The 16206-nt window shown below is 29.6% G+C and carries 17 protein-coding genes; 2 read left to right on the top strand and 15 right to left on the bottom strand.

Going from position 1 to position 16206, the window contains the following annotated elements; translation table 11 throughout:
- The 14 genes from moaC to folE form a co-directional block, all read right to left on the bottom strand.
- Nucleotides 1-546 carry a cyclic pyranopterin monophosphate synthase MoaC gene (gene moaC, locus B9N70_RS01655; protein ID WP_085114079.1) on the bottom strand — a complete coding sequence of 182 codons (546 nt, stop codon included), beginning with the start codon at nucleotides 544-546 and terminating at the stop codon, nucleotides 1-3.
- Nucleotides 546-1538, bottom strand: a complete 993-nt coding sequence (moaA, locus tag B9N70_RS01650) for a GTP 3',8-cyclase MoaA (RefSeq protein ID WP_085114078.1) — start codon at nucleotides 1536-1538, stop codon at nucleotides 546-548. The genes moaC and moaA overlap by 1 nt, the downstream gene beginning before the upstream one ends.
- Nucleotides 1539-1596: 58 nt before the next feature.
- Nucleotides 1597-3102: an ABC transporter permease gene (locus tag B9N70_RS01645; protein WP_085114077.1), complete on the bottom strand. Its 1506-nt coding sequence runs from the start codon at nucleotides 3100-3102 to the stop codon at nucleotides 1597-1599.
- Nucleotides 3095-4159 (bottom strand): quaternary amine ABC transporter ATP-binding protein, encoded by a 1065-nt coding sequence (locus B9N70_RS01640; RefSeq protein WP_085114076.1) that lies wholly within the window; start codon nucleotides 4157-4159, stop codon nucleotides 3095-3097. The genes B9N70_RS01645 and B9N70_RS01640 overlap by 8 nt, the downstream gene beginning before the upstream one ends.
- Before the next feature lie 59 nt (nucleotides 4160-4218).
- Entirely contained in the window at nucleotides 4219-5181 is a 963-nt protein-coding gene (locus B9N70_RS01635) for an ABC transporter substrate-binding protein (RefSeq protein WP_085114075.1), read from the bottom strand.
- 110 nt (nucleotides 5182-5291) lie between these two features.
- Nucleotides 5292-6182 (bottom strand): DMT family transporter, encoded by an 891-nt coding sequence (locus tag B9N70_RS01630; RefSeq protein WP_231909414.1) that lies wholly within the window; start codon nucleotides 6180-6182, stop codon nucleotides 5292-5294.
- 10 nt (nucleotides 6183-6192) lie between these two features.
- Nucleotides 6193-6501, bottom strand: coding sequence for an AzlD domain-containing protein (locus tag B9N70_RS01625; RefSeq protein WP_085114074.1), 309 nt, complete (start codon nucleotides 6499-6501; stop codon nucleotides 6193-6195).
- Complete coding sequence (locus B9N70_RS01620) at nucleotides 6498-7190, bottom strand: AzlC family ABC transporter permease (protein ID WP_172819939.1); 693 nt, start codon at nucleotides 7188-7190, stop codon at nucleotides 6498-6500. The genes B9N70_RS01625 and B9N70_RS01620 overlap by 4 nt, the downstream gene beginning before the upstream one ends.
- Before the next feature lie 14 nt (nucleotides 7191-7204).
- Nucleotides 7205-8266, bottom strand: a complete 1062-nt coding sequence (locus B9N70_RS01615) for an ABC transporter ATP-binding protein (RefSeq protein ID WP_157101736.1) — start codon at nucleotides 8264-8266, stop codon at nucleotides 7205-7207.
- Nucleotides 8263-9870, bottom strand: a complete 1608-nt coding sequence (locus tag B9N70_RS01610; protein ID WP_231909413.1) for an ABC transporter permease — start codon at nucleotides 9868-9870, stop codon at nucleotides 8263-8265. The genes B9N70_RS01615 and B9N70_RS01610 overlap by 4 nt, the downstream gene beginning before the upstream one ends.
- A 14-nt stretch (nucleotides 9871-9884) precedes the next feature.
- Nucleotides 9885-10901 (bottom strand): extracellular solute-binding protein, encoded by a 1017-nt coding sequence (locus B9N70_RS01605; RefSeq protein ID WP_085114071.1) that lies wholly within the window; start codon nucleotides 10899-10901, stop codon nucleotides 9885-9887.
- A gap of 93 nt (nucleotides 10902-10994) precedes the next feature.
- The gene (locus B9N70_RS01600; protein WP_085114070.1) at nucleotides 10995-11882 is read right to left on the bottom strand and encodes a LysR family transcriptional regulator; all 888 of its coding nucleotides are present in this window, start codon (nucleotides 11880-11882) and stop codon (nucleotides 10995-10997) included.
- Entirely contained in the window at nucleotides 11882-12883 is a 1002-nt protein-coding gene (locus B9N70_RS01595) for an oxidoreductase (protein WP_085114069.1), read from the bottom strand. The genes B9N70_RS01600 and B9N70_RS01595 overlap by 1 nt, the downstream gene beginning before the upstream one ends.
- Before the next feature lies 1 nt (nucleotide 12884).
- Nucleotides 12885-13487, bottom strand: a complete 603-nt coding sequence (gene folE / locus B9N70_RS01590; RefSeq protein ID WP_085114068.1) for a GTP cyclohydrolase I FolE — start codon at nucleotides 13485-13487, stop codon at nucleotides 12885-12887.
- Between the two features lie 77 nt (nucleotides 13488-13564).
- On the opposite strand from folE, the gene hisI reads away from it, so the two are divergent.
- Nucleotides 13565-14032 (top strand): phosphoribosyl-AMP cyclohydrolase, encoded by a 468-nt coding sequence (hisI, locus tag B9N70_RS01585; protein WP_085114067.1) that lies wholly within the window; start codon nucleotides 13565-13567, stop codon nucleotides 14030-14032.
- A complete protein-coding gene (locus tag B9N70_RS01580; RefSeq protein WP_085114066.1) occupies nucleotides 14033-14407 on the top strand; it encodes a DUF2237 family protein in 375 nt (124 codons plus the stop codon).
- Between the two features lie 178 nt (nucleotides 14408-14585).
- On the opposite strand, the gene B9N70_RS01575 is transcribed toward B9N70_RS01580, so the two are convergent.
- Nucleotides 14586-16205, bottom strand: coding sequence for an electron transfer flavoprotein-ubiquinone oxidoreductase (locus B9N70_RS01575; protein WP_085114065.1), 1620 nt, complete (start codon nucleotides 16203-16205; stop codon nucleotides 14586-14588).
- Between the last annotated feature and the right edge of the window lies 1 nt (nucleotide 16206).

The following is a 16206-nucleotide window of genomic DNA, read 5'->3' as shown; positions in this document are numbered from 1 at the left end:
TTAGAAAATATTTTCTAAAAACTTTGGAAGACCATCTGGATTAGTCCATACTCCACTTTTACCACCCTCTTTAATTAATAATTTCACATTATCAATTTTTAGATGAGGGTTAACAATTTTACTTAGATCATAAATAGTTGTTAATGCAGCATTCACTCCCATTATCGCCTCCATTTCAACACCCGTTTTTGCTACAGCAGATACAACACAATAAACTTCTAGTGAGTAATCCTCTTCGATTAAAATAATTTTTGTTGCTGTATGATCAATTGGCAATGGGTGGCATAAAGGAATAAGTTCACTCGTTTTTTTTACACCTAAAACAGCGGCAACCTCTGCCAAGGTTACAGGGTCTCCTTTTGGCATTTGTTTATTTTTTATTAAATCAAATACTTCTTTACCCACATAAATTTTTCCAGCTGCTAAAGCTCTTCTAAACGTTTCTTTCTTAGAAGAAACATCAATCATATTAAAAGAATTTTTTTGAAAAATTTCTTTAGCCCAATCTTGAAGATTATCATGCTCAACTACTTTTGGTTTATTCATTAGCCTCCTGTAGTAGATAAATTTTTAGTTAGACCTGTTTCTCCAAGCTCTAAATAATGGGACTCTTTTTTGAAGTTAAGTTGTTTTAAAATTAAATCTTTTAGTTCTTCAGTTTGATCATCCTTTTGCATTAAATGTCGAATATTAATTCCAGTATTGCCAAACAAACAAAGTCTTAAATCACCTTTTGCTGTTATTCTTAAACGGTTACAACTTTTACAAAAATCTTTTGAATAAGGTGCTATCACACCAAATTTACCTTTGTAATTAGTATTAATATAATTTTTAGATGGGCCCGCATCTTTTCCAAATGTTTGAAAAATCCAATTTCTTTCATTTAAATAATTAACAAACTTTGAAGAAGGCACATGATATCTATTAAAGTAATCTAAGTTATCTCCAGTTTGCATCAGTTCAATATATCTAAAATCAACTTCGTTTGTTTTTATAAATTCAGCCCATTTCTTAAAATCTTCCTCTTTGTCATTTACACCTTTAAGTAAAACAGCATTAATTTTAATATTTTTAAAATTAAGTTCTTGTAATTTTTTTATTCCTTCTAAAATCTCTGGTAAACGATCGTGTCCTGTTATGTACTTAAAGGTTTCTCTATCAAGACTATCAATACTTATGTTAATACCATCTAAGCCACTTTCTTTAATTTTTTGAGCTTTTTTATCTAAGTGATAACCATTTGTAGTGATTACAGTTTTTTTTATTCCTGAATGTTTCTTTATTACTTTTAAAACATCAAAAAAATCTTTTCTAACAGTGGGCTCTCCACCTGTTAATCTTATTTTGCAAACTCCTAATTCAGATAATGCTTTTGTTAATCTTTCAATTTCATTTATATTCAAAAATGTTCGGTTGTCACTTTTGTCAATTTGGTAACCATTGGGTAGACAATATCCACACTTGAAGTTGCAAACATCAGTGATGGATAATCTGATATAGGGAAATTTTCTCCCAAAACTGTCTTTTAATAAATTCACTCAATTAGCCTATAATAAAAATTTAATTAATAAAACTTATTTATAACTCAATAAAGTATTAAACTCTTTTTTTACCTTGAACTATCCTGTCTAGAAGTAGGGCTACAAAAAGAATTGCAATACCAGCCAGAATACCTTGTCCAACATTAGCATATTGTAAGGCCTCAAGAACATCTTGGCCTAAACCTTTTGCACCAATTAATGATGCAACAACAACCATTGCTAAACTTAACATTACTGTTTGGTTAACACCCGCAAGAATAGTTGGCATTGCAAGCGGAATGTCGACTTTAGTTAACAAGTACCACTTGGAAGCACCATAAGCGATTGCAGCTTCCCGAATATTTTGTGGCACTCCTTTTAAACCTAAAACAGTTAACCTTACAACTGGGGTTCCTCCAAAAATCATTGTGATAATTACAGCTGCAACTTTTCCAGTTCCAAAAAAAGCAATAACCGGTATCATGAATACAAATGCTGGCATGGTTTGCATAAAGTCCATGATGGGCCTTATAAATGCATAAAACCTAGGTCTGGTTGAACAATAAATTCCAAGTGGAATACCAATAACAATACTTAATAAAGCTGCCGTTCCAAGTAAAGCTAGTGTTGTCATTGCTTTTATCCAAAAACCTAAAAAACCCATGTATGCTAGAAAAGCTCCAGAATATATTGCAGCACGTGGACCTGCAGATAGACCTGTTAATAAAACAATTGAACTTATAATTACAATCCAAGGAGTTTTTACAAACAACAATTCTAAAGAGTCTAAAACAGATCTAATTCCAAAAGTTATTGCATCAAATATTCGATCACCTTTAATAACCGCGTAATCAAATGCACCTTCAACACCAGCAATTGATTTTAATCTTATATCAGGATGAGTGGGGAAATCCTTCATTACATCCATAAAGTTAGGAAAACTATAATGAATAGTTGAAAAAATTATAATCACCAAAACAAAAACTACACTTAAAATTATATTATTTATTTTCATACCAGGGCTTATTGATTTGTCAGATAACCATTCTGAATATCTTTTTTCTAAAATAGTGTTAGCCGACATTGATTGAATTACTCTAATAACGATAAGCAAAATTATTCCTGAAATAGCAATCCAAATACCTGATGCTTCAATTCTTTGTGCTTCAGCAACATAACCTGCTATAGAGTCTTCTAAAGATTTAATTGTCCTTTGAAACATTTCAACTTTATCAGAATTTTGCTCTATGGCTGCTTCTAGTTGTTTTTGCCTAAAGTCGATTGTGGACTGGATTTGGTCTATCTTTTTATAAGCTTCTGCGCTTATATTTCCAAAAAAACCTCTAACAATTTGAGTGATTGCAAAAGTTTCAATAATTAAAAAAGCTAAGGCCCAATTCCAAAGATTTCTAAAACTATACCAAAGAGAACCTAATAAAAATGCACTTTTATTAAATGAAATAACATATTTTGAACTGTTACCAATTTTATTGAATTCTTTTATGTAATATTTAGAACTAGTTTGAACAAAATTTGTTATTTGTTCATCATTTGAAATTTCTATTTCTTTTCTACTACTCATCTTGACCCTCAACAACAGAGGTTAAAAGATCTTTTTGTGATATTGCTCCAATCAAATTTCCAGAATTATCTTTAATGACAATTGGCGCGTTATTAGAAACAGATTTTTCAATAAGATTTGTCAATAAATCATTTTCTTTCATTTCAATTGCATTAGAAGGTAATGGTCCATTTTCTTTTTCAAATTGTTCTTTTGATTTCATGATTGTTTTTGCCTCAACCACTTTCAATCTTGAAATTCCCTTAACGAAGTCTGCAACATAATTATCAGCTGGATTCATAACAATTTGCTCTGGCGTTCCAATTTGGATTACCATTCCATCTCTCATTATTGCAATTCTATGACCAACTTTTACCGCTTCATCTAAATCATGAGTAATAAAGACAGTTGTCTTTTTCATCTGTTTTGAAAGATTGATAAATTCAATTTGTAATTGTCTACGAATTAAAGGATCTAATGCAGAAAATGGCTCATCCATTAATAACACTTCTGGATTTGCTGCTAATGCTCTAGCTAATCCAACACGTTGTTGCATTCCTCCTGATAATTCATGAGCATACTTATTTCCCCATCCTTGCAGCTCAACAATATCTAAAATTTTATTAGCTTGTTCGTATCTTTGATTTTTATTTACACCTCTTATTTCCATTGGCATTGCAATATTATCAATTACTGATCTATGAGGCATTAAAGCAAAATTTTGAAATACCATTCCAATCTTTTTATTTCTAAATTCTTGCAAACTTTCTTTTTCTAATCCCATAACATCTTGGCCATTTACTAATATTTGACCAGATGTTGGTTCTAATAATCTGTTAATATGCCTGACTAATGTTGATTTACCACTTCCAGATAATCCCATTACACAAAAAATTTCACCAGGATTAACATCAAAAGAAACATCAGATACACCAATTACTGAGTTAAATTTTTCAAGCGCTTCAGTTTTTGAAATTTTTTGATTTTGTATAGCATCTAAAGCTTCTGCTGAAGTATTGCCAAATACTTTCCAAACATTTTTAATTTGTATATCGCAACCTAAGCTTTGTGATGACATAATTTTTATTGAATACCTGGCAGAAATTATCTGCCAGGTAGAAATTTAATGATTGTTTTTTATAAACCTAACCAACCATCAACTGTTTTTGAATTTTCACTCATCCATTGTCTTGCAACTTCACCTGGATCTCTTTTTTGTACTGATACTTCGTACGCCATCCATGATACATCGTCAGCTGTAAGTTGGAAATTATTGAAAAATTCAACAATTGCTGGTGATTGTTTTTCTAAAGAAGTAGCCCATCCAATTTGGATTTGTTTCAAAGCATCTTTAGATGCAACATAAGATTTTTTATACCAATCAGGGTCTGCTTTTGGTTGTATCATCTTATATTTTGCAGGATCATACTTTGGTTCTTCTAACATAACTACGTCAGCCATGCCCCAGATTGCATGAGGTTTGTAACAATAAAATGCGTAACCTTCCCCTTTTTTAATTGAGTCTAGTACTCTTGCATTTTTAACTGCTTCTGCAGCTCTTATTGGCTCAATTCCAGCATCAAGTAATTTGTAATCTCTAATTTTTACTTCATTAACATTTGCTGAAGCCCAACCATCTGCACCAATCCAAAACTCACCTTTACCATTGCCATCGCTATCCATTGCTTTAACAACCTCTGGTCTTCCAAGATCAAAAATTGAAGTGATGTTCATTTTTTTTGCAAAAGCTTGTGACACACAATAACCTTGATTACCTTCATATGGCTTACTGCTTAATTTTAAAGTTCCTTTTGGAACTAAATCATTTGTGTAAGCTTCTTGGTTTGGTAACCAAATATCAGGGTGCACATCAATTTCACCTTTACCTCTGTCGATTGCAGCATAAATAGAAGTGTTATTACCAGGAACAATTTCTACTTCACCACCCATTTTATCAGATACTACTGCGGCTAATAAATTTGCAATTGCAGTAGCACCAGTCCAACCTGGATCTCCAATTTTTACTTTCTCTGCAAAACTTGAGAAAGATACAAAAATCGAAATTAATCCAGCAACTAATGTACTTTTTAATATTCTCATTATTACCTCTCGTTAAAATTAATTTAAAAATCCTAACATTTTATTTTAATAAGGAAAATATAAATAATGCAGTCAAGTTGATGCAATGGATAAAATAAGCTCTTATTATGCTACTTAATCTTACCAAGCTGTTTTTGACGTGTAATTATGATTAAACCACTAATAACTATCAATACTGCACCTATATAGGTATTAGTATTAGGTATCTCTCCAAAGTAAAAATAGCCGTATAAAATACCCCAAAGAATTACTGAATATCTAAAAGTTGAAGTAACAGAAACTAAGGCAACTTTAATTGTTGCAACAGAAAATATGTATCCTAATGATAAAAAGAATGATGCTACAAAGAGAATTAAATATTCTTTCAAGCTAAAATTAAAGAATTTATAAAGACTTAAAAATCCAAAAAAAATTGTAACTACTAAACAAGTAATAAATGCAATTTGTAGACTGTGAAAATTTCCTTTGATATTTTTTGTATACATATCTCTAAAAGACAAAAGAATTGCAGATAATAATGGGAAAATAAAAAAATAACCAAACTCAAGTTCTTTTGGATTTATAACAATTATAATTCCAATAAACCCTAATATTACTGCATTCCATCTTTTCCATCTCACTTTTTCATTAAGAAATAATGCTCCAAAGGCAGTCATAAAAATTGGTGCTAAGCTTAATAAAACATAGACCATGCCAAATGGTAAAGTTGCAACTCCAATAAAAAAACAAATAGCAGCAAATGCTTCAAAAACACCTCTAATTGATAACTGTCTAGAGGAAAAAATTATTTTAAAGTTCAATAAGTTTTTGAAATATAAAAATATTCCAATAAAAAATAGTGCAAAAATTCCTCGAATAAAAATTACTTGATTCAAAACAAAAATTTCATCAAAATTTTGATAAATAAACTTGACCATGGCATCGTTAGTTGCAAATGAAAATTGGCATAGGATCATATAAAAGATACCTAGCAATTCATTATTGATTAAAGGTTTTTTCATTTATTAATTACTAAATAAATATTAAAAACCAATATGTGGCTAAACCAGAAAAAATGGTAGCTAGAATATTTTTACTTAATATTCCAATAATAACAGCAACAATTGAAGCATATATTTTTGGATTGTTTTCAATATCAATCATTCCATTTGTATCTAAAAAAATTCCAGGAAAAATTATTGCGGGAAATACAGCTGATGGAACATAAGCTAAAATTTTTTTTACCATTGGATTCATTTTGCTAGTGTCAAAATAAGTTAAGGATAAAAATTTTGTTAAAAAATTTAATATCCCTGAAATTATAATTCCATACCAAATCATTTTGAATTTCCTTTTAGATGGATGATTGCAAAAGCAACTATCAAAGATAAAAAACTAGATAAAATAATATAAGATTTCAATGGTACATCATATAGGGTAATTGAAAGTATCCCTGATATTAAAATTACAATCAAATGATCCAACTTTCTAAAATAACCAACTAATAATGATATGAATGTCAAAGGTATTGTGTATGCTAAACCTAGTTCTTCAGGAACAATCGACCCTAAAAAAATTCCAACAAAAGTAAAAATTTGCCAAACAAACCAAAGTATAAAACCAGAGCCTAGTAAGTAATAGTGTTTTAAATCATTATCTTTATTTTTTTCAAAAAAAATATTTGAAACAGCGTATGCTTGATCAGTAAGTAGGTAAGATAAGATTATTTTCCATCCAATTGATAACTTATTTAAATATTCACTTAAACTTGCTCCATAAAGTAAGTGTCTTGAATTCACTACAAATGTTGAAGTAATAGTTATAATAGAAGAGGCACCACCAGAAAATAATTGTAAAAAAACTATTTGAGATGCTCCACCAAAAATTATTAATGAAGTAGCAAATGTCTCTAGTACACTAAAACCTAATTCAATTCCTATTGCACCTAAAATTATTCCAAATGGAACTACAGGTATCAATAAAGGCAAAACATCAATTATGCCTTTCACAAATAATTTAGATTTTTTCATTATTCTGATGTCTATTAATCAAAACAAACTATATGATCAATATGAATAGGTCTTTTAATTCCAAATTTTTCATCGACCTCATGTTGGTGAACATGGTGAGAATGAACGAACACCGGTATTAATAAATTACTTTGTGTTTTAAGTGTATAAATAAAGTTTGTTCCTCTGAATTTTCTATCAACTACCTCAAGTTTTAAATTACTTTTATCATCATGTTCTAGATCTTCTGGCTGAAGTAACAATTTAACATTAGCCCCTTTTGGATAATGTTTAACAAAATCACCTTCAATTAATCCAAGATCTTTATTTTCAAGAGATTTTTCATCTATCACTTTAGCTGGAATTAATATCCCTCTATTTAAAAAGTTTACAACCTCTATAGAATTTGGAAAATGATATACGTTATATGGATCGTCATATTGTTTTAACTGACCATCTAAAATTATCCCACATTTATTTCCAAGATAAAAAGCTTCATATGAGTCATGTGTAACTATAATAGTAGTGATCTTATATTCTTTAAGTAATTGTTTTAATTTTACTTGGATTTCCTCTTTAAAACTTTGATCAATATTAGAAAGAGGTTCATCTAGAAGAAGTAAATCAGGCATTGATAACAATGATCTTGCTAATGCTGCTCTTTGAGCCTCCCCAGAACTAATTTGATGAGGAAACTTATTTTGAATATGTTCTAGATGCAAAAATTCTAGAATTTCAGTTAATTTAAGTCTCTTATTTTTTCTTTTATTTCTCTCAGCTCCAAATTTAATATTGTCGATAACATTATAATGAGGAAACAAAGAATTATCCTGAAATGATAATGATATATTTCTATTCTCTGGTTCTATGTGTAAATTTTCAGAAGAAATTACTTTGCCGTTTAAATTAATTGATCCAGATTTTATTTTCTCTAAACCAGCTATAGTTCTTAAAATTGTGGTTTTACCAATACCGGATGGACCAAGTAAACAAACCACATCACCTTCATTTTCTATTTTTAAAGATACATTATTAACTTTGTTTTTTTTGCTAGCAGCAAAAGTAACATTATTAATTTCAAAAAAATTATTCATTATTTTTCTTTTAATATATATCTTGAGGTTAATAATATAAAAATACTTGATATTAAGATTAAAAATAATGCAGGTGCAGCTGCTGCTTCAAGTAGATCCTGAGATGCAAACACATAAGCAGTTGTTGCAAATGTGTCAAAATTAAAAGGTCTCATAATTAAAGTAATTGGTAATTCTTTAACTATTTCTATTGAAAGTAAAATTATAACTAAAAAAATAGAATTTTTTAAAAAAGGTAAATGAATATTAGTAAAAGTTTTAATTTTAGAATAACCAAGCAAATAAGCACTTTCATCAATTGAATAATTAATCTTTAAATAACCAGATTTTAATCCATTATTAGCTAATGAATAAAATCTCACAAAATAAACTAACACTAATCCAAAAACAGAACCTATGAAAAATGATTTTATTTTTAAATTTAAAAATAAATTGTTATCTAAAAATGATATGAATGAAATATAAGCAACTGCTAAAATAATTCCTGGCATTGCATATCCTGATATAGAAAATGTTGTGAGATATTGAAGAAGCTTACTTTTAGTTATTCTATTTCCATAGTTAGAAATGAAACTTAAAAAAATTAATAATAAGCAGGACAAAAAAACTAGTAATAAAGTATTAGTCAATAATTCAATTAACTTTAGATCTACTAAGTGATTTGGAAATAAATAAGTCCAGTAGGCCATCTGAGAAACGGGAAATAAAAAACTTATAAAAAAAACTAAAAAACATACTCCGAAAGCAAGTATAGCTTTATGACCCTTAAGTAATATTTTTGTTTTAGACTGAATTCCACTTTTTGAGGGAGAATGATATTGAGCTTTTTGTCTTGAAATATTTTCTAATGTAAAAAGAATAAATATAAAAATTAATAGATAAAATGATAATTGGTTTGCTAATGTTAAATCATCATAAGTTATCCAAGCATTATAAATTCCTGTAGTTAACGTTGAAACTCCAAAAAAAGATACTGAACCAAAATCAGATAGTGTTTCCATAGCAACAAGAGATAGTCCTGCTATTATTGAAGGTCTTGCAGCTGGCAGGATGATTTTCATGAATGTTTTTTTCTTTGCAAAACCTAAGTTTTTACCAAGATCAATGAGATTTTGTGATTGATAATGAAATGATGCCCTGGTTAAAACATAAACATAACCAAAAATTGAAAATGAAATTGCAATAGTCGCACCCACCATTCCATCTAATTTTGGAATATATTTATTGTAATCACCATCACCATATAAAGATTTCAATATCGAATATGCAGTTCCATAATTTTCAAAAAAAGCAGTAAGTGAATATGAATAAATATAGGCTGGTACTGCAAATGATAATATCAATCCCCATTTAAAAAATTTAGAACCTGGAAAATCATAAAAAGATACTAAATATGCACATCCAATTCCTATTATTGAAGTAATAATTATTACTCCAATTAATAAAACCAGGGAATTTACGATATAGTCTAATAAAAATGTTTCTTTTAAAATTAAACTGTACTCACTTGTTAATTCAAAAAAACTGCTAAAAATAATTACAATAGGAATAGCAACAACTATCGAGATTGTTAATGAACTTAGAAACCAAATGTTTAATCTATTCATCATATAAGTAAAATTTATTTCCAACCACTTCTAAGCATGAGCTCAAGTGCAATACTCTGAAATTTAGCATAATCTTCAACTGGTGTTGAAAGATCTTGTTTAAATGTTCCCATACTTTTAATTAAATCACTAGGATCAACATTTTCATTTATGGGATATTCAAACGTGTTTTTGACTATATGCAATTGAGCTTCTTCTGTTAAAAGAAATTCTAAAAGTTTTATTGCATTTTTAGGATTTGGAGCATTTTTTAAAATACCACCTCCACTAATATTCATATGGGTTCCTCTATTTGATTGATTAGGAAAGAGTGGTAAAACTTTTTTTGCTGCTTCCTGTTGTTCAAATCCTTTTTGGCCAGACAACATAAGTGCGTAATAATAAGTATTAGCAATTGCTAGATCAGCCTCTCCAGCAGCAACAGCTAATATTTGAGCACGATCATTTCCTTTTGGATCTCTTGCAAAATTTCCTTTAAATTTTTTTATCCATGTTTCTGTATTTTCTTTACCATTATTACTTATGATTGATGCGATCCAGGATTGGTTATAGATATTATTTGATTGACGAATTGTTATTTTATTTTTCCATTTAGGATCAGATAAATCTTCATAACTTAAATTTTTGATATCTTCTTTGTTTATTCTATCTTTTGAATAAAAAATAATCCTTGCTCTTTTTGCTATCCCTGTCCAATTTTCACTTCTTAAACTTTCTGGAACTATTGATTTAATTTTTGGTGAAATAGAATTTTGGAACATGCCCTTTTTATCAAATAAACCTAATCTTCCAGCATCAGCAGTAATATAAATATCTGCTTTTGAGTCTGACCCTTCTTCTATAATTCTTTTTTGGAGTGCAGCATCTTTTCCAGAAACAATATTTACTTTAATGCCACTGATTGAAGTAAATTTTTCATATAACTGAATATCTGATGAGTAATGTCTTGAGCTAAATACATTAACCTCATTAGCTTTTAAAAAAGTTGATAGTAAATTTAATACAAAAAAACTTACTAAAATAAATTTCATTTACTTATTTATATTGTTGGTTGGTTTGATAATTCTCTAATTGAGAATGATTATCATTCGCATTTTAGCAAGTATTTGTCAAGAAAAATGGGATTATTTCCAATCACCTATCTTACTAAAAAGGAAATTTCTAAAAGCCTGAACTCTAGCTGTATTTTTTAATGACTGAGGATACACAAAATGTGCTTCAGTTATTGGTCCTTCTGATTTAGGCAAAACTTTAATCACATTATTTGAATTAGTAACAAGATATTCTGGTAATGCCGCTAATCCAACGCCAGACTCTACTGCTAACAATAATCCCATAACACTATTTACTTTCATAATTGATTTTCTTTTTTTTCCATCATGCATTCCAAGTTTTAATGCCCAATCAGGGTTATAAACTGGTGAGGGTGCACCTTTTCCAAATGAAATAAATTTATGTTTGTTAAGGTCGGTAATTGTTTTTGGCATTCCATATTTTTCTAAATATCTATTTGATCCATATATATAGTATTTAATATCAACTAGTTTTTTCTGAATATAATTTAATTGTTTTGGTCTTCTCATGAAAATACCAATATCTGCTTGTCTTGTACTAAGATCTAATTCTTTATCATCAAATACTAATTCAATTTCTATTTCAGGATTAAGTCTCATAAACTCTTCAATTCTTGGAGTTAACCAGTGTGTACCAAAACTTCTGACTGTTGTTATTGTTAATTTTCCTGTTGGTTTGTTTTTTTGGTCACCTAATGATGTTTCGACCTCTTTAAGTTTACTAATAACTTCATGAGCAGTTTTAAAAACATATTCTCCATTTTCGGTTAAAGTTAAACCTCTAGCATGACGTTCAAACAACTGAACTTTAAGGTCTTGTTCTAAAGATTGAATTTGTCTACTAATAGCTGATTGACTTAAATTTAAATTTATTGTTGCATTAGTAAAACTTCCTGCTTCAGCTACAGCATGAAAAATTTTTAATTTGTCCCAATCCATTATTTATTAACATCTACAATATATCTGCCAGACGTTTCTCCTTTTAACATCTTTGAGTAAATTCCAATTAATTCTTCTAAACCAATAGTTTTGATTGATTGTTTTAAAAGTTCAAAATTAATAACTTTTGCAACTTCATTCCAAACAAATTCTCTTCTTTTAATAGAAGCAGTTACAGAATTTACTCCCCAAAGTTTAACTCCACGAATTATAAAAGGCATTACAGTTGTATTAAGTTTAATATCTGCTGCATTTCCACATGCAGCAACAATACCGTTATCTCTTGTTTGAGCTAGAGCATTAGCTAAAATTTTTCCACCAACAGTATCCACTACCCCATCCCATAAACCTTTATCTAATGGTCGAGGATCTTTGTCTAAATCGTCTTTATTTATAATAGTTTTTGCGCCAATCGATTTTAAATATTCTTCATTACTTTTTTTTCCTGTAACTGCTGTAACATCATAACCAAACTTTGCTAGGATCATAACTGCAATACTACCAACACCACCTGAAGCACCTGTTACAAGCACATCTTTAACTTTTTCTCCTAGTAAAAGTTCTTCTCTTGCTTTTATTGCAAAAGCACATAGCAGAGCTGTTAACCCAGCTGTACCCATAATCATTGCCTGTTTGGCTGTTAAATCTTTTGGTTTTTTGACTAAAAATTCTGAATTTACTTTTGCAAATTGAGAATAACCACCATAATAAATTTCACCTACTCTCCATCCTGTGAGAATAACTTCATCATCTTTTTTAAATTTATCACTTCCACTCTCTACAACAGTTCCTGAAAAATCTATTCCTGGAATATGTGGATATTCTTTTACTAATCTTGCTCCATTATTTAAAATAAGTGCATCTTTATAATTTAAACATGAATAATTTACCTTAACTAAAACATCCCCATGTTTTAAATAAGATTGATCAATAGATTTAATTTCTCGTTTTAAACCCTCACCTTCTTGATCGATGATTAATGCTTTAAATTGAGTAGACACTTTATTTACTGATAAATCTTAAATATCTATTTTGAATGGAAAGATCTTCTTTAAACTGACCTAAAAAGTAATTTGTAACTGTGGTAGCGTGTTCTTTTTTAATTCCTCTCATCGTCATACATTGATGTGCTGCATCAATAGTAACTGCCACACCTTTTGCATCTAAAGCAGTCATTAATGATTGTGCAATTTGCATTGTTAATCTTTCTTGTGTTTGTAATCGTTTTGAAAAAACTTCAACCACTCTTGCTAATTTGCTTAAACCAACAACTCTTTGTTTAGGGATATACGCAACATGTGCCGTACCAACAATTGGTGCCATATGATGTTCGCAATGACTTGTTACTGAAATATTTTTTTCAACAACCATATCATCATATCCTTCAACATCACCAAATGTTTTTTCTAAAATTTTATTTGCATCTTCAGCGTATCCAGCAAAATATTCTTTAAATGCTTTAGTCACTCTTTTAGGGGTTTCTAATAACCCTTCTCTTGCAGGATCTTCACCCATCCAAGTTAAGATTGTTCTAAAAGCCTCCTCAGCTTCTTGATCTGAAACTTTTTTAATTTGCTGACTGTCTGTTTCTTTAACTAATTTCATCGCAAGTTTTTATACCTATAAAATCTTATTTTTAAAATATTTAATATATCTCTATATATGCTACATAATCACATAATATGTTCAAAAAAAGAGAAAATGTCGTTGAAATAGAAGAAGGAAATCTACTTTCTCCAAAATTTGATAATGATGGACTTATTCCTGTAATTACAATGTGTTCTAAAACGAAAGATATTTTAATGCATGGTTATATGAATGTTGAAGCTTTAAAAAAAACAATTGAAACAAAAGAAGCTCATTATTTTAGTAGATCAAGAAAAGCTATTTGGCACAAAGGAAAAACAAGTGGATTTACTCAAAAGGTTACGGAAATAAGAATTGATGATGATCAAGATTCAATTTGGCTGACAGTTGATATTGGTGATGGAGCTAGTTGTCATGTTGGATACAGATCATGCTTTTATAGATCGGTTCCATTGGGTCCAATTGATAATGGAAGAAAAATTGAAATGAAGTTTTTAGAAACAGAAAAGAAATTTGATCCTGAGGAAGTTTACAAGGGACAACCCAATCCAACAAAAATTTAAATGAGTGACAAACATAAAAATGTTCTAGGCCAAGACCTAGAGCAATGCTCACTTTATCCATTAACAGGTTGGTATCGAGATGGATGTTGTAATACAGATGAAAATGATCATGGTGTTCATACTGTTTGTGCAAAAGTTACAGATGAATTCTTAGAATGGTGTAAAGAAGCAGGTAATGATTTAATTACACCTCATCCTGAATTTGGTTTTCCTGGATTGAAAGATGGAGATGGCTGGTGTGTGTGTGCAAGTTGGTATGCAAAAGCTGTAGAGGCAGGTAAAGGATGCCCTATTTATTTAAAAAGTACTCATCAAAATACTTTAAAAATTTTACCTATTGAAGTTTTAAAAAAATTTGCAATTGATCTTTCTTGAATTCATCTAAATGAGTGATGAAATTTTATCTGTAATATATTTAATTTTAATTCTTATTTTGGTTCTACCAGGATTTATTTATGCGAATAAAAATAAAAAAATATTTTTTAACAATCTTTTTATATGGTCAGTTATAATAGGCGTGATTATTATTTTAATAAAATTTTTATCTAATTAATCACATATTACCATATTTTGGACCACCTCCGCCTTCAGGTGTAACCCAAGTTATATTTTGTGATGGTTCTTTAATATCACAAGTTTTGCAATGAATACAATTTTGAGAGTTTATAACAAACTTATTATTACCATTTTCATTTTGCACTTCGTAAACTCCTGCAGGACAATATCTTTGCGCAGGTTCATCAAACTTTTCTAATGTATATCTAATTGGTAGTTCAGGATCTTTCAATTTAAGATGAACTGGTTGATTGTCAGCATGATTGGTACCAGTTAGATAAACAGAGCTCGTTTTATCAAATGTAATTACATTATCTGGTTTTGGATACTCTATCTTTGGCATCTCGTTTGCTAACTTTAAAGTTTCATGATCTGCATGCTTATGTTTTAATGTGAATGGCAATTTACCTTTAAACAATATTTGATCTATTCCTGTAAAAATTATTCCAAGAATTAAACCCCAACTAAAACTCGGCTTAACATTTCTTGCTCTAAACAACTCGTCATAAAGCCAGCTATTCTTAAATTTTTCCTCAAAAATAGAGAGGCTTTTATTTTCTTTAAAATGTTCGATTATAGTTTCTGCAGCTATTATTCCACTTTTCATAGCAGTATGAGAGCCTTTAATTTTAGGCATATTTAAAGTACCTGCATCACATCCCACAAGTAATGCTCCTGGCATAAACATTTTAGGTAAACTTTGAAAACCCCCTTCAATTAAAGCACGAGCTCCATAAGATATTCTTTTGCCACTTTCTATGATTTTTTTTATTGCTGGATGTGTTTTAAATCTTTGAAACTCATCGAATGGTGATAAATGAGGATTTTTATAATCCAAACCAATAACATAACCCAAAAATACTTGTTTATTTTCGGCATGATACATGAAACTTCCGCCATAAGTATTATTATCTAAAGGCCATCCTGCTGTGTGCATTACAAGACCTTCTTCGTGATTTTTATCATCGACTTCCCAAATCTCTTTAAAACCGATTCCATATTGTTGAGGATCTTTACCTTTATTCAATTCAAATTTTTGAATTAACTGTTTTCCAAGATGACCTCTACAACCTTCTGCAAAAACTGTTACCTTTCCAATTAAATCAATGCCAGGTTCATAACTATCTTTTTTATTTCCTTCTTTATCAATGCCCATATCTTGAGTTGCTACACCTCTAACTGATCCATCTTCATTATATAAAATTTCACTAGCTGGAAACCCTGGGAAAATTTCAACTCCTAAAGCCTCAGCTTGTTCGGCTAGCCATCTACATAAATTTGCAAGACTAATAATATAATTTTTGTGATTCTGTTGTACTGATGGTAACAACCATGTAGGCCAACTTAATGATTTTGTTTTGCCTAAAAATAAAAATTTTTCTTTACTAACTTTTGTTTTGATTGGTGCATTTAAATCTTTCCAATTTGGTAATAATTCATCTAATGCACGTGTCTCAAAAACATTACCACTTATAATGTGTGCACCAATTTCTGATGCTTTCTCTAATAAACAAATATTTAAATTAGAGTCTAATTGTTTCAACTTTATAGCAGTTGCTAAACCGGAAGGTCCACCTCCAACAATTACAACGTCATATTCCATCGACTCTCTAGTCATA

Source organism: Candidatus Pelagibacter sp. HIMB1321 (assembly GCF_900177485.1).
GTDB lineage: Bacteria > Pseudomonadota > Alphaproteobacteria > Pelagibacterales > Pelagibacteraceae > Pelagibacter.
Note: the sequence above shows the minus strand (reverse complement) of the source record. Positions and strands in the feature narration are given on the sequence as shown.